This window comes from Pseudoprevotella muciniphila (assembly GCF_003265305.2).
Classification (GTDB): domain Bacteria; phylum Bacteroidota; class Bacteroidia; order Bacteroidales; family Bacteroidaceae; genus Alloprevotella; species Alloprevotella muciniphila.
On sequence record NZ_CP033459.1, the window covers coordinates 510,864 to 534,223 of the forward strand.

Sequence of the window (23,360 nt, forward strand, 5' to 3'; positions counted from 1 at the left end):
TTGTTTCATCTTCTTCAGAAATACTCTCTCACTGCAAACTCATACTGTTCTATAAAAATCTGCTTGATTGCGTAGAAACTATTCTGTTCATAGAAAACAAGCATTGCTTTTTTGTAGTCATAGGAATCTACAGAACGGAAACTCAATGGGCAATAACCATTGGCAATGAGGATGGCGTTAGAAGTGATACGTGCAGTACGTTTGTTGCCATCTGAGAATGCCTGTATATACGACAAAAGGACTAATGCGAGTAGTGCTTTTTCGAAAACACTGCTCTTACTGTTTATCAACTGGCAGGTATCGCTCATCGCTTCGCGAATCTGGAATTCATTATCGAGGGGATGGTATTTTGTACCGGTTATACCCACGCGGCGATGACGTATGCCTCTATCTACTGAAAGTTCCTTAGTGAGTAACTGGTGTATGTCCTCAATATGGCTTACGGTGAGTGTTTGCAAATAGTCCGGATTGTCGAGAATGAAACGCAATGCATCCTTGTGGTTAAGTAGCATCACCGCTTCTTCCTTTGTTTTTCCATCTGCCGTTTTACTCTCACGCAGCAGCCGCTCCGTTTCCAGCAACGAATATGTATTTCCCTCGATCTGCGAAGATTTCCAACTAAGGTCGATGCCCAAGCGTTCCATCTCCTTGTGATACTCGCTTTCGGTCATTTCGCTGACATGCAGTCTGAACTCTGCTTGAAGGTTTGTGAGAAGTAATTCCTCCTCTTCCGTAAAAAGTTTAATGGTAGGCAGTTGTTCACTAATCAGTTCAAAATTAAAGGAAGTCTGAACCTGTCGCCGGTCAACATCTACTGCAAAATAGGTGTCTAAATTGAATGGCATCAGAAGTTGTGCCTTATTTGAAAGACTGTAATGAGTGGCACGCGCCTTTCCTGTAACTACGATATCACCGTTCTGAATACCTGTGGCTATAAGGCGTTTCATCGTAGCATCACTGTTTTCAAAATTGATTCCTTTTGTTATTTCATCGCGCGTAGATTGCGGATGATAGTGAAGAAACTGTAGGATTGTTCTGTAAACGTCCATAATTGTCTATAAAAACTAAATCGGTGCAAATTTGGCTAAAATTTTCATATTATCGGCTCATTTTGTGCTTAAAATTGGATTAAATCTTTGATTTTTGAGCCGATTTTTCTTTCGCATTACTTTATTTTTCGTTTTTTGCCTAAAACAGTGTTATTTCCCGAGTTTGTTTTTTATCTTTGCAAGATAAAGCGGGCTTTTGTCGCTTGGATTAGCGGACATTTGGTCGCTTGAGAGAAAAGGAACAGATAGGAAATTCAATGTCAAAGAGGGTAAAGCGCATCTTGAAATGGGCTGTCGGCATCATCTTGCTGCCGGTGGTGCTGGTTTTGTTATTGGGCGTTTTACTGTATGTTCCTGCCGTCCAGAATTACGTTGTTGACAAGGTGGCAGAAAGCCTGAGCGACAGCACGGGCCTGAGTTTCAGCATAGACCGCGTGCGCTTGGGTTTCCCCCTTGACTTGGAGGTTCAGGGCGTGCGCGCCACGCAGAGAGGCGACAGTGTGCTCCGCGCCAAGGAGTTGCGCCTTGATGTGGAATTTTGGCCTCTTTTCAGCGGTCAGGCGAACGTGAGCGGCATTACGCTTCGCGATGCAGGCGTAAACACGCGCGATTTGATTTCCAACACACAGATTATCGGTACAGTCGGCGAGGTTAAAGCCGACGTGAAGGGTATCAACTGGAAAGAGAACAAGGTCATTGTGCCTTCTGCAGAATTGCGCAACAGCGATGTTACCGTCCTGTTGTGCGACACTGCCGCAGAAGACACCACGAAAGGTGCGCCGTGGCTCATCAAGGTGGACCGCGCACAGATTGAAAATACGCGGGCTCGCCTGACGCTTCCCAACGACTCATTGCATATTTTTGCAAATATTGGCGATGCAGAAGTGAGGGGTGCATCTTTCGACACGGGCAAGCCTTTGTATGAAGTAGGAAGCCTTACGATGTCAAGTTCTACGGTGTTCTACGATGCAGAGTGGCGCGACAGGAATCTTGCCACGCAATGGCAGCCCGACATGAGGTGGACAGAGCGCGGTCTCGACTTCAACCACATCCATTTAGACAGTCTCGACCTCAGTGCCGAAGGATTCAGTTACAACGAGTTTGGCGTGCTGCGTCTTGGACTACGCAATCTGGCAGTAACAGAATTAGTAAGTGGTTTCCGCCTTGAAAGCCTCGAAGGCGACATCTACTACGACCCAGACCGCATCCGTGTGAACGGTCTTCATCTTACTACCCCCTACTCTAATATTGACGGCGAAGTCTCCCTCCTTTTTGCTGCTCTCGACAGCCGCGCTACAGGTGCAAACAACATGACCACTTCCATCAACAGCCGCATAGGCTGGCAGGATGTCAAACTTCTCGGCAAAGGCTTCGTTCCTGACGAACTATTGAGGAATTGGCCTCACTATCAGACCGAACTGAATGCCAACGTCAGCGGAAATGTGAAGCAACTGACAATTAACGACCTCTACGTCAAGACACCTTACAGCAAAATCACGGGCAGCGTATTCGTTCAGCCATCAGCCCTTGACGCCAAGGGCTATATCCCTGCGAATCCGGGTCTTAAACTCAACGTACAGACCGTTATAGGTTGGCAAGATGTCCTGTCGTTCGGCAAGCCATATCTGCCACAAGAAATTCAGAAGAATTATCCGCACTATGCCGTATCTGCTAACGTGAATGGTGAAGGTAATCTGCACAACATCAAACTTCGCCACATTACGCTCAAAACGCCATATTCGTCGATAGACGGTGCCGTCAGCCTCAACCTCGATGCCTTCAGCGGCAGTCGTGGAGATGCCTACGCCATGAACGTGAAGAGCAAGATTGGCTGGCGCGATGCCCTCGCTTTCGGTGGTCCATACATGCCGAAGGAACTGCGCAGCGGCTATCCTCACTACGACATAGCCCTCAACGTTAATGGTAGCGGCAACACCAACCACATCAGCATCAAGGACATGCTCCTGCGCACGCCTCACAGCACCATCAGCGGAAGCGGTAACGTCAACTTTGCAGCCCTCTCGGGCGGACGCAGCAGCGGTGATGCCTTCAATCTGAACATCAAGTCGAAAATTGGTAAAAACGATGTCAATGTATGGTCAAAGCCCTTCGTTTCAGGAGATGTAGCAAAGTTGCTTCCCCCCTACGACTTCACGCTAAACGGCGAGATAAGGGGCAACCTGCAACAGATTAACACACGCAACCTGTTCATCAAGACCCCTTACAGCCAAATTCAGGGCGACGGCATGGTGAACATCGCAGCCCTGAGCAATGGCGGCACACACGGCGAAGCCCTCAACCTCAGACTCAATACAAAAATAGGTTGGGCAGACATCGCTCACTATGGCGGTCCGTTCCTCTCTGCCGACATGATGCGCCAACTCCCACACAGTACCTACACCCTGAACGGGCACGTAACCGGCAACCTGAACAATCTGAACATGAGCAATATGCTGGTAGGTATTCCCGGTGTCGGTCAGGTGTCAGGCGATTTCGCCTTGAACAGTCTCAGCGGCGGTTCTCCGAGCGGTACGATGAACGTGAACATCACCGGTCAGAACATGGACCTTATCAACCGCCTGCTACCCGACGACCTGCGCGAGACCATCCACATTCCCAATGGCGTTTCGGCTAAAGGCAAGATAGAATTCAGAGCGGACAACTACTGCGCCAACCTCAATATAGCACAAGGCGGCGGCACAGCCCACGTGAACGGCTGTGTGAACACGCGCACGGAGACTTACGATGCTACGGTTACCGCCAACCACTTCCCGCTACAGAACTTCCTCCCCGACATGGGTATGAGAAACTTCACCGGCGACATTGCAGCCAACGGGAATGGCTTCAACGTACTCGAAGCAAGTTCGCGCCTTGCTGCCGATATTGACATCAAGGACTTCAAATATGAAAACTACGACCTGAATGGTGTAATCATCAATGCGAAAAACCACAACGGCACACTGATTGCAGACTTCACCGCAAAGAACGACATGATAAATGGTAGTGGTAAACTTACTGCACACATCGGCAATGAGATAGAAGGTCATTTGGATGCATCGTTTCCTTTCATCAATCTGACACAGTTGGCGCAATTGGAAGACACAGTTGAAGCCGGTGGAAACCTTGACGTTACATTCCACAGCACGAGCGACTTCACCAGATATGGTGCCTCGGGAAGTATGTCAGGCATCCACTATACCACGAACGACTACGGATACATGACTAATGACTTCCATGTGAAGTTCAATACTCAGCCCGATTCGACGACCATCTGGGCACAATCGGGCGACCTCTTGCTCGACTATCGCGCAGAAGGCGACCTTACCTACGGCTTTACACGACTTGCCAATTCTGGCAGCGAGATGGCTGACCAGATTTCAAAGGGTCACATAGACGAATTGCGTCTCAGCGGTGAACTGCCTGCTGTTGATCTGAATTTGCACATCGGCAAAAACAATCCGTCAGTATCATTCCTTAAGACACAAGGCATCACCTTTGACGAAGTGAGCGTGAACCTCAACACTACACCTGAGACCGGTCTCAACGGATTTATCAACGTCAAATCTCTCCAGAAGGATCACCTCATGTTAGACACTGCCTACGCTGTAATCGGCACAGATTCCACAGGTTTCTTTATCGACGGTATGGTTCACAACTTCAAACGCAAAAACCCCAACAAATTCAAGGCGTCTCTGAAAGCCTCGCTCAACGAGACTGGTGCGAATGTTGAAGCGATGTTCAAGGATAAGGACGGCGCTACGGGTGTTGACCTTGGCGTCATGGCAGAAATTCTTGAAAACGGCTATAAATTCCACCTCTATCCCAAGAATCCCATCCTTGCGTACCGCACATTCAGTATCAATGATGACAACTACGTCTATATCGGGAATGACAACAAGATAGGTGCCGATATCAACCTTCTTGCTGACGACGGCACGGGTCTGAAAGTCAACAGTGAGCCCGGCGACAGCATCAACGACATCACAGTGAGTCTCTCCAACATCAACCTGCAAGAATTGTCTGCATGTGTGCCCTACATTCCCAACATGAAGGGGAAACTCAGCGGCGACATTCACGTTAACGACGACCACAAGCAAATCAGCGCAATGGCCAACCTCAACTTTAATGAATTTGAATATGAGGGTTCCTACTTAGGTGATGTCGGCGTGGAAGGCATCTACCTGCCAAAAGAAGGCAACGAACACTATGCCAGTGCGTTTATTACCACGAGCAATCAGGACGTAATGAGTGTGGAAGGCACATATAACGGCGACACGGAAATGTTTACCGCCGATGGCAACCTGCACGACTTCCCCTTACAGTTCGTCAATGGCTTCCTTAGCGGTACAGACGTCAAGATGAGAGGTATAGGTATGGGCGACTTCGCAGTTAGCGGCAAAGCCAATGCTCCTACAATCAACGGCGATCTCAGTTTCAACGACGGTCATATCTACAGCGACGTGTATGGATTCGACTTCAAGATGGAAGAGACGCCTGTTGTCATCAGCAACAGTCGCATGAAGTTCGACAATTACCAACTCTTGTCAACCGGCATAAATCCGCTCTTCGTAAACGGTAATCTCGACATGAGCGACTTCAGCCGCATTGCTCTTGATTTTGACCTCAAAGCGAAAGATTTCGAACTTATCAACACCAACAAGAACAAGGAAAGCATGCTTTACGGCAAACTCTTTACCGACCTCAATGCCACGATGAGAGGAAATACTGCGGATGGCCTGAGTTTGCGTGGCAATCTCAACGTACTTCCGAAGACCGACCTGACCTATATCCTTAAAGATTCTCCACTCACTGTGGAAGACCAGATGGCAGGGCTTGTTAAGTTTGTTGACTTTAGCGACACGACAAGTGTGGAAGAAGAAATCGTTGACGAGAGTACTAATTTCGACATGACCTTTGGTGTGAACATCGATGACAATGCCCACTTGCTATGCCTCCTGAGCGAAGATGGCAGAAACTACCTCGACGTACGTGCAGGTGGTTCAGTTACACTGCGCCAGAACCATCAGGGCGATATGCGAATGCTTGGCAAACTCACCGTAAACAAAGGTGAGATGAAATATGAGTTGCCCGTCATTCCTCTCAAGACATTTACCATAGAGGAAGGCAGCAGTATAGAATTCCGCGGCGACATAGAAAATCCTGCACTTGACATTTCCGCCAAAGAGCGTGTAAAGGCTCTTGTTACAGAGAACGACCAGCAGCGCACTGTAGCATTCGATGTTGGCATCGACATATCAAAGACGCTCAACAACATGGGTCTTAATTTCACCATTGACGCACCTGAAGATCTGTCCATTCAGAACCAACTTGCAGCAATGGGTGCAGAAGAGCGCAACAAAGTGGCAGTTGCGATGCTTGCCACGGGTATGTACCTCACAAACAATATGCAGTCAAGTTCCGGTTTCAAGGCGAGCAATGCCCTTAACGCCTTCCTTCAGAGCGAGATACAGAATATTGCCGGCAATGCATTAAAGACTATTGATGTGAGTGTGGGTGTAGAAAGCGGCACTTCCACTTCGGGTACAGCCACGACCGACTACGCTTTCCAATTCTCAAAGCGCTTCTGGGGCGACCGCATCAGCGTCATCATAGGCGGGCGTGTGAGCACAGGCTCCGATGCAGACAATTCTGCAGAGAGTTTCATCGACAACATTGCCGTGGAATATCGTCTCGACTCACGTTCTGCAAAACAACTTAAAGTGTTCTACAACCGTCAAACAATAGATCCACTTGAGGGTCAACTCACCAAAGCAGGCGTTGGTCTTGTACTGCGGCGTAAGAGCAATACGTTAGGCGACTTATTCATCTTCAGCAGGAAAAAGAACAAAGAAAATAAAGAATAGCATTCCTGAGTTTCAGGAAAAATGGCAAACAGACAAATCATGAGTATGTCAAAGAGACTCATATACTTCGTATTACCACTGCTCTTGTTCGGACTATTTAGTTGTTCTACAACAAAAAATCTGCCCGAAGGCGAACAGTTGTACACAGGTGTGAAACGTATTCGCTACAGCACCGATATGCCCAAGAAACCTAAAAAACGAAAAAACAGGGCAAGGACTGACAGTGTGGGCGTGATTACATCCGTGGCCAATGCCGTAAAGGCCGTTGACGCTGCTCTTGAGGGGCGCACGTATGCAATGCGTCGCAGGGAGATGATAGACTCTATGTCGAAACAGGAGTTGAAAGAATATAAGGAATATCTGTCTGCACAGCGCAAAGAATTTGCCACTGCCAAGGAAGAAGTTGATGCTGTACTGAATTATGCTCCAAACGACGCTTTTATGGGTTCTGCTTCTATGCGTTCACCCATCCATGCTGGTCTGTGGGCATACAATAGTTTTGTGAACGACAGCACAAAATTCGGTAAATGGATGTTCAAGACTTTCTCCACACAGCCGATATACATATCAACCGTCACCCCTGAAACGCGCGTAAAAGTTGCCGCCAATACCCTGCGCAACTACGGTTATTTCAACGGCAAGGTAAACTATCGCATAGTTCAGCAAAAGAACCCAAAGAAAGCGAAAATTTCTTATTATGTCAGGACGGGAGAACTTTATCGTCTTGATAGTATAGAATATGAAAAATTTACACCCGAAGTAGATAGTTTAATAAAAGCCACAAAAAACCGTTCTAAATTAAAAAAAGGTGATGGCTTTAGTGTCGTCAATCTCAATAGTGAGCGTACTCGTATCAGCGATCATCTTCGTCGTAGGGGTTATTACTATTATAGTCCGTCCTTTATAACATATGAAGCCGATACTTTTCAGCGTCATGGTTTTGTGCAACTCCGTGTGAAACCAACGGAAAACATACCTCCTCAAGCCATGCGTCCATGGCGCATCGGCAATGCGCATTTCGATATCCGCAACGAAGCAGGTGAGATTCTGACAAAAGAGGAAACATTCCGCGATGCCACATTTCGTTACAACGGCAAAAAGATGCCGCTCAACCCCGGCGTATGGCGTCATTCTATTTATTTACGCAAAGGCGATCGCTATAGTCTGATGCGAGAACAACTGTCGCTTCAGAAACTCAACGAGTTGGGCGTATTCAGTATGCTGGAGATGAACTTCATTCCGACAGACACTACCGACACCTGCCAGACACTCGACATGTACGTCAACGCCGTGATGGACAAATTATACGACCGCTCTCTCGAAATGAATGCTACCATTAAGAGCAATTCCCAAATTGGTCCAGGCTTTTCCTACTCCCTTTCCAAACGCAATGCATTTGGTGGTGGCGAGAAAGTGGCATTCAAGATTTTTGGTTCATACGAATGGCAGACGAAAATCGGGTCCAAAGGAAGCAATTCATTGCTGAACAGTTATGAACTTGGTACCAACCTGAGTTTTGAGTTTCCCCGTTTCGTCATGCCTATTCTAAACCGTAAATTTCTCCGTTTTCCTGCTACGACCACCTTCGATTTTCAAGTTGACTGGCTCAATCGCTCTGGCTTTTATCAGATGCTGACATACAGTCTGGGAGCGAATTATGCTTGGTGGAAAAAGCGAACACTTAAACATGAATTAGATTTCCGCATGGATTTTGACAAGCGTTTGTCTTCTACCACGTCTTTCGACTCCATCCTCCAAGCCAATCCTATCCTTGACGTAAGTATGCGCGACCACTTTGTTCCGTCAATATCATATACTGCGACTTACAATGCGTCTCGCAAACACCGCAATCCGCTGTGGCTTCAATTTACCATTAAAGAGTCCGGCAATCTGATGTCGTGCGCCTATGCTGCTGCAGGTAAGAAATTTTCTGAACCAGACAAGCGGCTCTTTAACAATCCATTTGCTCAATTTGTCAAACTGACAGGCGAAGCCCACCACAGTGTCAAAATAAATAATAATCTTAAGTTGGCATCACGCTTTTTTGGAGGTGTGATATTCAACTATGGCAACACCCTGCGTGCGCCATACGCTGAACTATTCTATGTAGGAGGAGCCAACAGTGTCAGAGGTTTTGTTATAAGAAGCGTCGGGCCAGGAGGATTCAAGACTGCGGAATCCAAGTATTCGTATGTGGATCAGACAGGCGACGTCAAACTTGAAGCCAATCTGGAACTACGCTCTCATTTGTTCGGAAGTCTTCATGGTGCCGTATTCCTCGACGCTGGCAATGTTTGGCTCACACGTACAGACGAATCGCGTCCTGATTCAAAGTTCAACCTGAAGAATCTTGGCAAGATTGCAGTAGGCACAGGCGTCGGTTTGCGCTACGACCTTGAGTTCCTGATTCTCCGTCTTGATCTCGGTGTTGCACTTCATGCTCCATACAAGACGAGCAAATCGGGTTGGTTCAACATCGACAAGTTCAAGGATGCCATGACTTTACATTTCGCCATAGGCTACCCATTCTGAACCTGCCCCACAAATAAAGTTTTATTCTAAAGAGTTCAACTTGTCAAACAAAACTATTTGATTGATAAAAGTTTTTTCATATTTTTGCAACATACATAAAAAAGACTGAACGCTATCATGCCAAAATCGACTCAGCAAGACTCGCATAATAAAGAACGTATCATAGCAGAAGCCATATCCGAATTCAAAAAGAACGGCATACGTTCCACCACGATGAATCAGATTTCTCAGAATTTGAGGATTTCGAAGCGCACGTTGTATGAAATATATGACAGCAAGGAAGAACTCCTTCTCGATTGCCTGAAGGCCGCTCATAATCTGAAACTAAAAAAGATAGAAGAGATCGCAGAGCATTCCTGTAATGTGCTCGAATTCATCATTGCCTTCTATTCTGTTTCAAGGGAAGAAGCCAAAGAAAACAATCCGAACTTTGTAACTGATTTATTCCATTATCCCCGTGCATTGGATTTTTTCCGCAAGATGCGAGAGGACGTTCTTAACGAAGCAGTTTCTTTCCTGAAAAAAGGTGTGGAAGAAGGCGTGTTTGAGCTTTACTTCAATTACGAAATTTTTTATACACTACTTTCGAGGTTTCCAGAGTTTATATTACGCGAGAAAGCATTCGCTGCATTTACTCCAGACGAAACATCGATAAACACCACCCTTATATACTTACGTGGTTGTACTACGAAAAAGGGGCGTGAGATGATAGACAACTACATCAAGGGGCTTGTTGAGAAGGGATGATGTAACAAGAGAAACTTTCCCCAGGCCAGCAATCGGTTGCCTTTTCCGCCTTTTCTTTAAGATAATTTCATTATTTACGAAACAACAACAAACTTATTACATTCAAGAGTCATGAAAAGAATTTTATTTCTATTGATTTCCCTTTTGGCATTGAGTGTCTATGCCAATGACGGTGTTTTCACTACTAATGGCAGCCAATTGGTGCCAATCGAAGAGACTGATATTCAACTAAAGAAAGAGGTGCTAACCATTTCACTTCTCGACAACGGCAAGGCTGAAATTGATGTTCAGTACACACTCTACAACCCTGGACAGGCAAAGACGCTCTGTGTTGGTTTCGAGTCGGAGACAGGCTACAACATTGACGTGCGTTACGACGGTGTTAATCCCAGCATATCAAAGTTTAATGTAGTGATGAACGGCAAGAAACTGCCTTACAAGAATGCCATGACTAAACGCTACAGTGTGAACAAAGGTGAGGGGCTTCACATCGAACGCGTAAATTCAAAGATGGTTCCTAAGGATGAAGAAGATTACCTCTTTCTCAGCGACTATAGTTACACCTACTATTTCGACGCCACATTCGTGCCCGGCACGAACACCATTCACCACACCTACATTTACGACATGAGTTACTCTGTTTGCGCCAGTTATGAATTGGCATACAGTCTCACTCCTGCCAAGCGTTGGGCTGGAGGTTCGATAGGCGACTTTACGCTCATTATCAAAGCCGAGAACACAGTAAAGCATTTCCTCATGGACGAGGCTGCGTTCAGCGGTGCCCCGAGGATGACCGTAACGAGCGGAATGGGCAAATATCGCGGCAACACATTTGTTACTCCACCCGACAACGATGACCCGGAGAGCGGCAGTTCTTTTACCGAGATCTGCATTCGCAATGGTGCAATAGAATATCATAGTGCAAACTTTAAGCCCGAGGATGAACTTTTCCTTGTTTGCGACCCATGCAAAGTGTCGTACGATGAAAAATTCGAGATGAAAGACAACCTTGGCTACTTCTATGACCCCAGAGTGTACTCAATAGACTATATGTCAACTATCGAAGAGGATGAAAAGCCTGCTATATACAAAGACGTCATGCGCAACCTGCCCTTTGCTGCAAGAGGATATGTATTCAAGCGTCAGGACCTTCGCAATTATTTCTCGAAACAGTGGTGGTACATGCCAGATCCGAATTACAAGGCAGACGTCAAATCGCTCACCAAGCAGGAACGTGAACGGATAGAAGCCTATAAGTAAGTCTGACCGCTATATATAACACGCATTTATAGATAAGATAATAACGACAGCAGTTCTTCTCAGGAGGGACTGCTACTTTATTTACCCAAATCTTTATCACAATTATCTCTACCTAATTCTTTTTTCAGTCAGGCGCGATGTTTTGATATTTCGCAAAATTTGGTTTTCTTTGCATTTGAATTTTATTCAGTGAAATGGAGGAAAGGGCCAAAAACATACAACACATAACGCTATGGGGTGCAGTTTGCAACATTATGCTCACCATAGTTAAATTCGTTGCAGGTATTTTGGGCAGCAGTTCTGCTATGATTGCAGACGCTGTTCATTCTGCATCGGATCTCATCAGTGATATTGTTGTCATAGTTTTTGCCCGCATCTCAAACAAAGGCATGGACAAGTCGCATGATTATGGGCATGGTAAGTTTGAGACGTTGGCTGCCTTTTTTGTTAGCCTTATTCTTCTGTTGGTAGGTGTTGATATGTTGCAGTCTTCCTGTCGCCAGATTATCGACAGCATAAAGGGGCGTCCTAGCGCTGCTCCTGAGATGATAGCGCTATGGGCTGCCATTGTTTCGATTCTGACCAAAGAGGTGCTTTATCAATGGACAGTCCGCATAGGGAGGAAATTTTCAAGTCCTGTCGTGATTGCCAATGCCTGGCATCACCGCACGGATGCTCTTTCTTCGGTCGCATCGCTCTTGGGTATTGGTGGCGCAATTATTTTGGGTGGACAGTGGACGATTCTCGATCCTATTGCGGGCGGCATTATCAGTGTCGTTATCATTGTAGTCGCTATAAAGATGTCCATCCCTACCCTTTCCGAACTCACGGAAGCCTCGCTGCCCGAAGAGACAGAGCAGAAGATGCTTGACATTGCCCGTTCCGTGAAAGGCGTGAGGGGTGTGCACGAACTCAAATCTCGCCATAGCGGACGCTATATTATTGTAGATTTTCACATAGTTGTTGATCCAAACACAACCATTTACGATGCGCATGAAACGACAGTAGTCATTGAGCAAAAATTGCGTGAGGAGTTCGGTGAAGAAACACAAATAAACATCCATATCGAACCATCTGACGATTCGTTGTAGTCCCGCCTTTATATTCTGAGGTTTCCTGTCTGTTTACTTTTTGCTGCACTTTGTTCAGAATTTCAGTAGAAATATTTGATTGTTAGCCGAATTGTTTGTAATTTTGCGGCGTTTTAATTCACATATTGTCTAACTTTTTAACAAAAACTCATTTATTATTAAATGGAGAACTTAAAGAACATTGCTCCTCTGTCTGATTTTGACTGGGATGCATTCGAAAACGGCACCACCGAAAGCGGTGCAAATTCCACTGCTGATGAGCAGAAATATGATACCACTCTTGGCCGCGTTCAGGAGAATGAGGTAGTAGAGGGTAAAGTAGTTGCCATCAACAAGCGCGAAGTAACCGTAAGCATTCAGTCAAAGAGCGATGGCATTATCGCTGCTTCCGAATTCCGCTACAATCCTGAGCTCAAAGTTGGTGATACTGTAGAGGTATATGTAGAGAACCAGGAAGACAAAAAAGGACAGTTGGTTCTCTCCCACAAGAAGGCACGTGCTGCCAAGTCTTGGGAACGTGTAAACGCAGCATTAGAAAACAAAGAAATCGTTAAAGGCTTCATCAAGTGCCGCACTAAGGGTGGTATGATTGTCGATGTATTTGGCATCGAGGCATTCTTGCCCGGTTCACAGATTGACGTTAAGCCTATCCGCGATTACGATGTATTTGTAGAAAAGACTATGGAATTCCAGATTGTTAAAATCAATCAGGAATATCGCAACATAGTTGTATCTCACAAGGCTTTGATTGAGGCTGAACTCGAAGCCCAGAAGCAGGAGATTATGTCGAAACTTCAGAAGGGTCAGGTACTCGAAGGAACAGTCAAGAACATCACGTCTTATGGTGTCTTTATCGACCTTGGCGGTGTAGATGGCCTTATCCACATTACCGACCTGAGTTGGAGCCGCGTGAACGATCCTCATGAAATCGTTGAACTCGACCAGAAACTGAACGTAGTTATTCTCGACTTCGATGAAGAAAAGAAGCGCATCGCACTTGGTCTGAAACAACTTCAGCCGCATCCATGGGAAGCCCTTGATGCTGACCTGAAGGTAGGCGACAAGGTTCAGGGCAAAGTAGTCGTTCTGACAGATTACGGTGCATTTGTAGAAATCGCTCCCGGTGTAGAAGGCTTGATTCATGTAAGCGAGATGAGTTGGAGCCAACACCTCCGCAGTGCTCAGGACTTCCTGAAAGTAGGCGACGACGTAGAAGCCGTTATCCTTACTCTCGATCGCGAAGACCGCAAGATGTCGCTTGGCATGAAGCAACTGAAGGATGATCCCTGGAAAGAAATCGAAGCAAGATACCCCATCGGTTCGAAGCACACTGCAAAGGTTCGCAACTTCACCAATTTCGGTGTGTTTGTAGAACTTGAAGAAGGTGTTGACGGACTGGTACACATCAGCGACCTTTCTTGGACAAGAAAGATTAAGCACCCCAGCGAATTCACAAAGGTTGGCGAGCCTCTTGAAGTTATCGTTCTTGAAATCGACATCGACAACCGTCGCTTGAGCCTCGGTCACAAACAGTTGGAAGAAAATCCTTGGGATCAGTTTGAAAACGTATTTACAGAAGGTAGCGTTCATGAAGGTACCATCACCGAACTGATGGACAAGGGTGCTGTCGTACAACTTGAATACGGTGTTGAAGGCTTCGCTACTCCCAAGCATCTCGTAAAAGAAGATGGCAGCAAGGCTCAACTTGAAGAGAAACTTCCTTTCAAGGTATTGGAATTCAACAAGGACAGCAAGCGCATCATCCTCTCTCACAGCCGCACTTACGAAGAGCCTGCACGTGCTGCACGCACACGCAAGCCCGCACCAAAGAAGGATGCACCCGCAGTTCAGAACCAAACTGCCGCTCAATCTCTTGGCGACAATGATGCTTTGGCAGAATTGAAAGCGCAAATGGAAAAGGGAGAATAAAAATCCCCCATCCTATTAGTTAAAGAATTAAGGAGATAAGTTTTCTATGGGAACTTATCTCCTTTCTTTTGTGCTTGTATATGTTAATCGGCTATTCAGACTTTAAAAGGTGAATGGTTTACCTGAGTAAATAAGACTGTTGGTATTCGCTAAACCTTTTTCCTTACTTTGTCAATAGTTTTAACTTGAAAAAATGAGATTTTCAGTTAGGCTTCTTTCAACACATATTTCAACTTGCTCCGTTTTTCAACAAAGCGTCCATATTGCCATGGGGTACGCATAGGGAGGAAAAGCTTTCTTTGCAGGTGTGTGCTACTATAATGCCCCATGATGCCGAGCCAACTGTTTAGTCGTGCTTGAATGTGTTTTGGACAGGTTTCGTGCTCTACCAAAGGGAGTTTTTTCTTTATGCGATGCAAAGTTGGGTTATTTACATAGCGTCGATAGGGTTTTAGGTAGGCACCAAGAAAATCTACACCGAAAGACGCGTTATATATCCTCACTTTTCCTTCATGAAGATAAAGATTCAAATTTTGCAAGAGAAAATAGCGCACACGGGGTATCAGACTTCTCAGAAAATCTCTATCGCAAGACACCACGTAGAAGTCATCTACATAGCGACCATAATGCTTACATTTCAGTTCTCGCTTCATGTATTGGTCTAATTCATTCAGAAAAACATTACTGAAAAGTTGACTGGTAAGATTGCCAATGGGCAGTCCGCAACCAAGAGGACTACAGAAAAGGCTTTTCTCTTTGGGCAGATGTAGCCACTCTGCCCTATTACCTTTCATAATGCATCCATCCGTTGGATTGAGCAAAATAATCTCACGAGAGAGGTATTCAAGAAAGTCGAGAAGTGAACTACCAAAATTTTGGCGCAGTCTTCTTAGTTGACGAAGTGTGATATCCAATAGTCGCTGCCGATTGATGTGCATAAAGTAGCCTTTGATGTCCATCTTTAGTACATAGCAACGTTGGGAGTAGTTTTGGCTTTCGCATAGGATGTGGTGCTCCAAACGGTCTATACCAAAATGCGTGCCTCGCCCTTTTATGCACGAATAACTGTCGTAGATAAATGTACGTTCAAGCCACTCGTGTGTATAATTGTAGTAAAGATGGTGCACGATGCGGTCGCGAAAGTTGGCAGCAAAGACTTCTCGGAGTTTGGGATCGTTAATCAAGAAGCATGTGCTGGGGAGAGGTTTGTAGGTGCGGTTAATCAGTTCGTCGCAAAGTGCTTCTAAATTCTTATCCAATCTGGCGGCGAACAAGCGTTGATAGGGTTTATTGCGTTTATGGCGACTGGCATCATAGAAAGCACGGGTTAGGTCGGACAACAATTGTTCGCGATTCATAGTAGAGATTTTTATAACTTAGCAGGTCCTTTTAGTCGCTTCGCGAGAAATCTTTCAAATCTTACAAAATTTTACAAAATCTTGTTTCTATTTATGAGATTTGTATGATTTCTGCCTCGTCAGAGGCACTTATATTTTGATAGTATAAATAAAAGGGATGCACACCCTTCTTGTGAAGAGGTAAGTGCTTAGAACGCACGGGCCGTACAGTGTGTCCGTTGTTGCGGTTGTTGTTGACGTTCACATCGTCCGAGTTGAAGTTCAGGTTGTACGCGTTGTTCGGGTTGTCTGCGTTAAGCGTACGCGACCAATATTTGGCGTTAGAACCTGCGTTGTTGAGCGACGTGCCGTTGCGGTTGCCCGCAGCGGGAAGGAACAAACCTTTTCGGCAGCCATCTGGAAAGATGCAATGCGGAACTATCCTATCTTGATTTATTTATACTCAATCATTATAGGCATGAGCCGCGTTGCATCACTTAGTTTTTCTCAGAAGCTATTGAAGCCCCAAAGACAGGCTGCCTATGAACTGACCAGCTCCAATTTGCTGGGGTGCATCCTTATAAATTATTTATATCAAATCAAGCGAGCAAGATGTGCCTTGATTTCTGCAAGGAACATCATGCAGTCGATGGGCGATTTGCTCTCTACGGGAAAGGACATGATGGTGTGCATCACTTCTGAAATAGAAGAGGGAGAAATAGCTTCCGATTGTCGTGACGTTGATTTTTCTTTTTGTTGCGATGTACTGAGAGGCTGTTTCTCCACCCATTGTGCATATTCTGCACGCATGGTTTCTAATACATCATTTGTTACATCAATAGGCAAGTCGATGACCGTGTGCTTGTCCTCCACGTCTTTTGGCACACAACCATCAGGAACAAATTTCTGCAGGCTCGTCTTTGGAAAACCGATGTAAACCACAGGAGCATCGATATCCTTGAATTGACGTTTTGTAGCCTTGAACTCATGAACAAAACGACACATGAGCCATGCGCTCCAGTCGTAGGCGCGCATAAAACTTCCCTCGTGCCACAAGTGGACACGATGACATTGTGTCGCGTCCTTTGTGCGCTCTCTCTCAAATTGAACAACTTCTTTAATACTTGCCATTATTTTTTCTTTGAAGATTTGAGCCTATTCTTCTCCGTTGGGGCGCGAGGCTAAAGCCTCTGGGGTGCGCCCCACAAAGAAGAACAGTCTCAAATCTGTGTGTTGTGGGGCATTGGGAAGGATGCACTTCAGTTCTTAGAACGCACGGGCCGTACAGTGTGTCCGTAGTTGCGGTAAATGGGTGACGTACACACCGTCCGAGTAGAAGTACAGGCAGTACGCGTAGTCCGGGCTGTCTGCGTTAAGCGTACGCGACCAATAATTGGCGCCAGAACCTGCGTCGTATAGCGACGTGCCGTAGCGGTGGCCCGCAGCGGGAAGGAAGATGGAATGACCATTACGTCCTGTGAAGAGCATACCTTTCACACCATTGATTTTGGTCCATCTGTGCTTGGTGTGTTCGATGAGTTCTTCGAATTGTTCATCGGATGGTATCCGCCATTTACCGCCCCAGAGTTTACGAGCTACGTCATCTGAAAGGTCTAACTCTTCCTTATCATCTGTGAAGCCATCTTCACCATAGTCTGAATCTGTACAATATTTTGTAAGTTTATCACTGCCAAACTTATAGCTATCCCAATCGTATTTAGTTTTTCTTGATGTTTCGCCCCAAGCATAATAATAGCCATAATTCGTCCTTGTTTTCGCACCAATGTTGCAATCTGCCCATTTTGTGCCACTGGGCAAGCCGAGGTCGATATAACGGTGACCATGATCCATACCGTTTTGTGCTGAAAGCGTAAGAGGCAAGAAGGAAGTCGTTATAGCGACCATTAAGAAAAATACTATCTTTTTCATATCATTGATTTTTAATTGTTTATAATCGGAAATAGTTGATATTGTATTTGGCAAATATAGAATTTTTGTTGATATCGACCAATATTTAATGCGAGTTTTTATTTCATCCATTTTGTCCATTTATCCGCCAGGTTATTTTTTTGACCGCGAATGACGCGTAACCGAGCTCTGCTCGCTTGCTACTGCAAGAATTACGCTAATTGCGCGAAGCCTTATGGGATTTATCATCGCGTGATAAGAAATTTCGCGAATTTTATAATTGCTTCGCTCGATGGATTACGCGAACCTTTCGGCATTTTAGCTACGTCAATGTCTTCCTTTAGTCGTGCTTCGCACGAGAAATCATGCAAATCACACAAATCATCCAAATCTTTTTCTATAAATAATTATTGGTGTCCGCACAAACTTTTTGAGCATTGAAAAAATTAGCGAACACCAATAAATAGATTTATTCTTCCGAGAAGTCTTTCATCAGCTTTCTGTAGGATGCATATAGGTTGTTTTTGGAGATAAAACCTACGAAGTTGTTTTCAGCGTTCACCACAGGGAGTTTTGTTGCTCCTGTATCATCGAAGGTGTCCATCACATTTGCAACGGTGGTGTCGGTATGCAACACTGCTACGGGTTGTTCCATGAGTTGCTCTACGATATATTGACGGTAAAGCTCACTGCGATACATGAGGTGTCGCAGGTTGTTTATATTGATGATACCATGCAGTGTTCCTGCTCTGTCGGTAACGGCGAACATATATTCCGTTGAACGTGAGATGACCTGTACCATCTGCTGCATCGGCATGTCAGGTGTCAATCTGGGTGCAGTCTTGTCGATGACTGCGTCGAGCGACATCAAGGTCAGAATGGAGTTGTCCTTGTTGTGGGTAATCAGTTGTCCTTTTCTTGCCAGACGCATGGCATAAATGCTATGTGGTTCGAACGAGATGATTGTGAGATATGAGGCTACGCTGACAATCATCAGCGGTATAAAAAGTTCATAGCCTCCCGTTAGTTCAGCAATCAGGAACACGCCTGTCAGAGGTGCGTGGAACACGCCGCTCATAACGCCAGACATACCCAGCAACGCATAATAGGTTACGGGTGTCGGTGCATCGAGAATATTGTATTTATTCCAAAGACTTGCGAAAAAGAATCCTCCGATACATCCCAAGAAAAGACTTGGCGCGAAAGTACCGCCACATCCACCTCCGCCGTTCGTTGCAGTTGAGGCAAAGACTTTCAGAAGGAGAATCATCCCGAGGTAAAGCAAGAGGTATTCTGAATGTCCGTATAAAAATGAATTATTGAGCACCTTGTCTGCTTCACCTTGCAAGAGCAATCCTATTGTATTGTATCCTTCTCCATACAATGACGGAAAGAAATATATCATGACCGACAGCAAACAACCTCCGACAGCAATTCGCAGATACATATTTTTCAGTTTGGCAAATTTCTGCTCAAACCAATTCATCATCCTCGTAAAATAGAGGGAAATGAGTCCGCAGAAGATGCCGAGCAGAATAATAGACACGAGATCTATCATTTCGAAGTCAAGATGTGCCTCAAAAGTAAACATCGTGCCTGTTGTAAGACTTCCGGAGAGCGCATACGTAACGCATGTAGCGGTCAGGCATGATACCAGCAACGGCAGCAATGATGCCATAGTGAGATCGACCATGAGCACTTCAAGGGTAAAGACCAGCCCTGCTATGGGTGCTTTGAAAATGGCTGCCACAGCCCCGCTTGCTCCGCATCCCACAAGAAGCATTGTCGTCTTGTGGTCCATCTTGAACGCGCTGCCGAGGTTGCTTCCTATGGCAGATCCTGTCAGTGCTATTGGCGACTCTGCACCGACAGATCCTCCGAAACCGATAGTCAGTGCCGATGCTATCAGGCTTGACCATGTGTTGTGCCGCTTGAGATGTCCTTGCCTTCTTGAGATGGCGTGCAGGATTTTTGTTACTCCGTGGCTGATGTCATCGCGAACGATATACTTTATGAACAATGCCGAGAGTGCTATACCTATGATGGGGTAAATCAAGAATAGCCAATTAGATTTTGTTACGTCAAACTCCGAAGTCAGAAAATGCTGTATCAATTCGATGAGACTTTTCAGTGCCCACGCAGCCAAGGCAGAAAGTATGCCTGCAAAAAAGCTGAGCATCATAACGTATTGCCGTGACGACAGGTGTTTTTCGCACCACTCAGCAAATCTGTTCGAGGTTTTCTGCATTTTCTGTTCTATCTTATGATTTTTACTTCTCCACCCGATCCCAATTTGATAATGCCCGACGGCTGACATCTACGTTTTTCATTGCGACGAGACGCGCAAACATAATCTACAGCAGAAAGGATATCATCGCTTATTTCTGAAAAGCATTGAGGTGCGGGCATGCCACTGATATTCGCTGAAGTAGAGACTATAGCACGCTTCATTCTGAAACACAGTTGTTTGCTGAACAATTCTCTTGTTATCCGAAGCGCAACAGATCCATCTTCTGCAACGACATTCGGAGCCAGATTTCTTGCGCCATCAAAGATAATTGTCAATGGTTTGTCAGCCACATCGAGCAGTTCCCATGCCACTTCCGGCACTTGATTCAGATAGAATTGCAGTTTGGCGTCAGAGTCGATCAGGCAAATCAGCGACTTGGCATCACTTCTTCGCTTTATTTCAAACACCCGCTTTACCGCTTCTGCGTTTGCGGCGTCGCATCCTATGCCCCAGATGGTGTCTGTGGGATAGAGTATGACACCTCCTGCGTTCATCACTTCTACGGCCTTGGATATGTCCTCACGATAAGAAGCGAGCAATGCTTTTTCCTTGTCTGAATATATGGAACGACTCATGTTGGTGATGTCTTATTTTTAGAAATCAAAGGTACCTTGTCCGGTCAATTCGTCTTCTATTTCAGTACGGCTTCTGTTGTCTTCCAACTCAACGACTTCCTGCTCTTGTTCTTGTTCTGTTTCTTCGGGTTCTGATTCGGGATCTGGGAAACGAAGAGGTTCTAACTCTTCGACTTTGGATATTTCACATGTAGTAACACGTTTGCCCTTTGCCTTGAAGCCCTTGACAGCAATAAAACTGTCCACGTCTATTTCAAGTGGTTCACGGAAATCGTCTGCCCCACCGTAAGTTATCAAGAAACGAGGATACACTTGTTCTGAAAGTAGCAACAATCTTGACTCTTCATTCTCTCCAAGGAGGTTCTGATGGCGTGTTGCAGCCGCCTTCTCAAAACAGAAACGTTTGATATAGAGATAATTGCTCTGGGAAGCGTCGTACAATGCGGCACTGAAAACCTGAGCATCATCAAATTTTCTTATCATCAAGATGTTTTGCTCGTAATGATTGTTCGGGTCGAAATTGGTGGTATAGAAATCCCCATTTTTGAGAACGACGAGGATGAGGTCATCGCTCTGGAATTCTCCAAGATATTGTCCATGCTCATCGAAATTAAGTCGTTGCACATCATGGTCGAACCACACTTTCCTTCCTCCGAGCGTACTTCCTCCGTGTGCCTTCAACTGTATGCGATAGACGGGGTTTTTGGTCAGGAGATTTCCTCTTACTCCCCTGCCCTTTACCATCAGTTTGCTGAAATCCTGGTCGAAGAAGATTTTTCTCAGTTTTGGTTGTGGTTTTAGCGTTACCTTTATTACTTCTGCTTCGCCATTAGGATTTGCCGTGAAATAGACGATTTTACTTCCGGGCTTGCCTTGTGTGACGTCATATTCACGATCTTGGGTGATACTTGTTACGTTGAAGCGCTTCATGTAATATGGCCCGTTCTTGCCATCCTGGTACACCACATTGTAGATTGTTCGTGTGTCGGATTTCTTAAAAACGGCAATATGCAGGATTTCTGTTTTCTTCTTCTCGTTTTTTGAACGTTCTGTTTCTCCCACAAACACTTTGTCTGCCACCCTAACCACCTTGTAGGTACCATCCTTATAGAAGATAATGACATTGTCGATGCTACTGCAATTTTCTACAAATTCGTCTTTTTTGAGTCCTGTACCTATAAAACCTTCTTCTCTGTTGATATATAGTTTTTGGTTGGCTTCAATGACCTTCGTTGCTATGATGGTATCGAACGACCTTATTTCAGTGCGCCGGGGATGGTCTGCAGCATATTTTTCCTTAATCAGGCGGAACCAGTTTCCGGTTACCTCTACCATATTCTTGAGGTCCTTGTCTATGCGCGCAATTTCGTCCTTCATTCGCATGATAGCCTCTTCTGCCTTGTCTTTGTTGAAGCGCAGGATTCTTGCCATCTTAATTTCCATGAGCCGCAGGATGTCATCTTTTGTAACTTCGCGCACCATGTCCGGATAGAACGGCGTTAATCTTTCGTCCACATATTCGCATGCAGCATCCATATTCTTTGCTTCTTCGAAAGGACGGCCTTTATAGATTCGTTCTTCAATAAATATTCTTTCGAGCGATGCATAATGCAGACTTTCGATCAATTCACCTCTGCGTATCAGCAATTCTTTCCTGAGCAATTCCTTAGTCCTGTCAACACTTGCCTTCAGGACATCGCTCACAGTCATGAATTTTGGCTTCTTGTCGTCGATGACGCAGCAATTAGGCGAGATTGATATTTCGCAGTCGGTGAATGCGTAGAGGGCATCGATGGTCTTGTCAGAACTCGTTCCCGGTGCAAGTTGAATCTGTATTTCAACATCTGCCGCAGTGTTATCATCCACCTTTCTGATTTTTATCTTACCTTTCTCGTTGGCTTTCAGTATAGAGTCGATGACGGTTGTGGTTGTTTTTCCGAAAGGTATTTCATTTATAACCAATGTTTTAGCATCGAGTTTTTCGATTTTGGCACGTACTTTTACTTGCCCTCCTCGCAGTCCGTCATTATAATTTCTTACATCAATACTTCCTCCGGTCAGGAAGTCCGGGTAGATTTGAAAATCTTCTCCGTTAAGATACTGAATTGCCGCATCGCATATTTCTCCCAAATTGTGCGGCAGTATTTTTGCCGAAAGTCCTACTGCGATGCCTTCTGCTCCCTGCGCCAACAATAACGGGAACTTAACCGGCAACGTGATGGGTTCTTTATTTCTGCCGTCGTAGGAGAGTTTCCATTCTGTCGTTTTTGGGTTGAAAAGCACATCGAGTGCAAATTTTGAGAGTCGCGCTTCGATGTATCGCGGTGCTGCTGCAGAATCACCTGTCAGTATGTTTCCCCAGTTTCCCTGACAATCAACGAGCAGGTCTTTTTGTCCCATCTGAACCAGGGCATCGCCTATTGAGGCATCTCCGTGCGGATGGAACTGCATCGTATGGCCTACAATGTTTGCCACTTTATTATATCTGCCGTCGTCCAAACGCTTCATTGAGTGCATGATGCGCCTCTGAACAGGCTTGAAACCATCGCTCAGGTGTGGCACAGCGCGTTCCAGAATGACGTAGGAGGCATAGTCCAGAAACCAATCTTGATACATGCCTGTGAGTTGATGCCGCACACCATCGGCAGAATCACCCGGACGAAATGAGGGTCTGCGTTGGTTAGTATTTACCTCATCAAGGTTTTCCTGCAATTTTTCCTCTCCATTCAGGCCCTGCGCCTCTTCCAATGGTTTATCTTTATTTTCGTCGCTCATAGC

The 23,360-nt window shown here is 45.5% G+C and carries 14 protein-coding genes; 6 read left to right on the plus strand and 8 right to left on the minus strand.

The genetic code is table 11. From position 1 onward, the window contains the following. Positions 1–14 precede the first annotated feature (14 nt). Positions 15–1,049 carry a Fic family protein gene (locus tag C7Y71_RS02145; protein WP_111898881.1) on the minus strand — a complete coding sequence of 345 codons (1,035 nt, stop codon included), beginning with the start codon at positions 1,047–1,049 and terminating at the stop codon, positions 15–17. A gap of 257 nt (positions 1,050–1,306) precedes the next feature. Between C7Y71_RS02145 and C7Y71_RS02150 the strand changes: the two genes are divergently transcribed. The 6 genes from C7Y71_RS02150 (at position 1,307) to rpsA (ending at position 14,472) form a co-directional block, all read left to right on the plus strand. After that, positions 1,307–6,913, plus strand: a complete 5,607-nt coding sequence (locus C7Y71_RS02150) for a translocation/assembly module TamB domain-containing protein (protein WP_146739457.1) — start codon at positions 1,307–1,309, stop codon at positions 6,911–6,913. Positions 6,914–6,958: 45 nt separating this feature from the next. Then, complete coding sequence (gene tamL, locus C7Y71_RS02155; RefSeq protein ID WP_111898962.1) at positions 6,959–9,445, plus strand: translocation and assembly module lipoprotein TamL; 2,487 nt, start codon at positions 6,959–6,961, stop codon at positions 9,443–9,445. 117 nt (positions 9,446–9,562) lie between these two features. Further along, positions 9,563–10,192 carry a TetR/AcrR family transcriptional regulator gene (locus C7Y71_RS02160; RefSeq protein WP_111898883.1) on the plus strand — a complete coding sequence of 210 codons (630 nt, stop codon included), beginning with the start codon at positions 9,563–9,565 and terminating at the stop codon, positions 10,190–10,192. A 111-nt stretch (positions 10,193–10,303) separates the two neighbouring features. Next, positions 10,304–11,452, plus strand: coding sequence for a YARHG domain-containing protein (locus tag C7Y71_RS02165; protein WP_111898884.1), 1,149 nt, complete (start codon positions 10,304–10,306; stop codon positions 11,450–11,452). A 194-nt stretch (positions 11,453–11,646) separates the two neighbouring features. Continuing rightward, positions 11,647–12,543: a cation diffusion facilitator family transporter gene (locus C7Y71_RS02170; protein WP_111898885.1), complete on the plus strand. Its 897-nt coding sequence runs from the start codon at positions 11,647–11,649 to the stop codon at positions 12,541–12,543. A 162-nt stretch (positions 12,544–12,705) separates the two neighbouring features. Continuing rightward, positions 12,706–14,472: a 30S ribosomal protein S1 gene (gene rpsA / locus C7Y71_RS02175; protein ID WP_111898886.1), complete on the plus strand. Its 1,767-nt coding sequence runs from the start codon at positions 12,706–12,708 to the stop codon at positions 14,470–14,472. Between the two features lie 206 nt (positions 14,473–14,678). Here the strand turns inward: rpsA and C7Y71_RS02180 are convergent, their stop codons facing one another. From C7Y71_RS02180 to C7Y71_RS02210, 7 genes are all read right to left on the minus strand, one after another. Further along, on the minus strand, positions 14,679–15,830 hold the full coding sequence (locus C7Y71_RS02180) for an RNA-directed DNA polymerase (protein ID WP_111898887.1): 1,152 nt from the start codon (positions 15,828–15,830) through the stop codon (positions 14,679–14,681). Between the two features lie 91 nt (positions 15,831–15,921). Continuing rightward, the gene (locus C7Y71_RS02185; RefSeq protein WP_111898888.1) at positions 15,922–16,209 is read right to left on the minus strand and encodes a hypothetical protein; all 288 of its coding nucleotides are present in this window, start codon (positions 16,207–16,209) and stop codon (positions 15,922–15,924) included. A gap of 194 nt (positions 16,210–16,403) precedes the next feature. Further along, the gene (locus C7Y71_RS02190; protein ID WP_111898889.1) at positions 16,404–16,940 is read right to left on the minus strand and encodes a hypothetical protein; all 537 of its coding nucleotides are present in this window, start codon (positions 16,938–16,940) and stop codon (positions 16,404–16,406) included. 135 nt (positions 16,941–17,075) lie between these two features. Then, positions 17,076–17,738, minus strand: a complete 663-nt coding sequence (locus tag C7Y71_RS02195; protein ID WP_146739458.1) for a fibrobacter succinogenes major paralogous domain-containing protein — start codon at positions 17,736–17,738, stop codon at positions 17,076–17,078. Between the two features lie 448 nt (positions 17,739–18,186). Next, positions 18,187–19,965: a chloride channel protein gene (locus C7Y71_RS02200; protein ID WP_193215943.1), complete on the minus strand. Its 1,779-nt coding sequence runs from the start codon at positions 19,963–19,965 to the stop codon at positions 18,187–18,189. Positions 19,966–19,973: 8 nt separating this feature from the next. Next, positions 19,974–20,582 (minus strand): L-threonylcarbamoyladenylate synthase, encoded by a 609-nt coding sequence (locus C7Y71_RS02205; protein WP_111898891.1) that lies wholly within the window; start codon positions 20,580–20,582, stop codon positions 19,974–19,976. An 18-nt stretch (positions 20,583–20,600) separates the two neighbouring features. Further along, positions 20,601–23,357: a DNA gyrase/topoisomerase IV subunit A gene (locus tag C7Y71_RS02210; protein WP_111898892.1), complete on the minus strand. Its 2,757-nt coding sequence runs from the start codon at positions 23,355–23,357 to the stop codon at positions 20,601–20,603. Positions 23,358–23,360: the final 3 nt, after the last annotated feature.

What these genes read in the sequence shown, in the direction of transcription:
- C7Y71_RS02160 (WP_111898883.1), top strand. Translation starts at nt 9,563, where the DNA reads ATGCCAAAATCGACTCAGCAAGACTCGCATAATAAAGAACGTATCATA.
- C7Y71_RS02180 (WP_111898887.1), bottom strand. Translation starts at nt 15,830, where the DNA reads ATGAATCGCGAACAATTGTTGTCCGACCTAACCCGTGCTTTCTATGAT.
- rpsA (WP_111898886.1), top strand. Translation starts at nt 12,706, where the DNA reads ATGGAGAACTTAAAGAACATTGCTCCTCTGTCTGATTTTGACTGGGAT.
- C7Y71_RS02195 (WP_146739458.1), bottom strand. Translation starts at nt 17,738, where the DNA reads ATGAAAAAGATAGTATTTTTCTTAATGGTCGCTATAACGACTTCCTTC.
- C7Y71_RS02145 (WP_111898881.1), bottom strand. Translation starts at nt 1,049, where the DNA reads ATGGACGTTTACAGAACAATCCTACAGTTTCTTCACTATCATCCGCAA.
- C7Y71_RS02190 (WP_111898889.1), bottom strand. Translation starts at nt 16,940, where the DNA reads ATGGCAAGTATTAAAGAAGTTGTTCAATTTGAGAGAGAGCGCACAAAG.
- C7Y71_RS02200 (WP_193215943.1), bottom strand. Translation starts at nt 19,965, where the DNA reads ATGCAGAAAACCTCGAACAGATTTGCTGAGTGGTGCGAAAAACACCTG.
- C7Y71_RS02205 (WP_111898891.1), bottom strand. Translation starts at nt 20,582, where the DNA reads ATGAGTCGTTCCATATATTCAGACAAGGAAAAAGCATTGCTCGCTTCT.
- C7Y71_RS02165 (WP_111898884.1), top strand. Translation starts at nt 10,304, where the DNA reads ATGAAAAGAATTTTATTTCTATTGATTTCCCTTTTGGCATTGAGTGTC.
- C7Y71_RS02210 (WP_111898892.1), bottom strand. Translation starts at nt 23,357, where the DNA reads ATGAGCGACGAAAATAAAGATAAACCATTGGAAGAGGCGCAGGGCCTG.
- C7Y71_RS02150 (WP_146739457.1), top strand. Translation starts at nt 1,307, where the DNA reads ATGTCAAAGAGGGTAAAGCGCATCTTGAAATGGGCTGTCGGCATCATC.
- tamL (WP_111898962.1), top strand. Translation starts at nt 6,959, where the DNA reads ATGTCAAAGAGACTCATATACTTCGTATTACCACTGCTCTTGTTCGGA.
- C7Y71_RS02170 (WP_111898885.1), top strand. Translation starts at nt 11,647, where the DNA reads ATGGAGGAAAGGGCCAAAAACATACAACACATAACGCTATGGGGTGCA.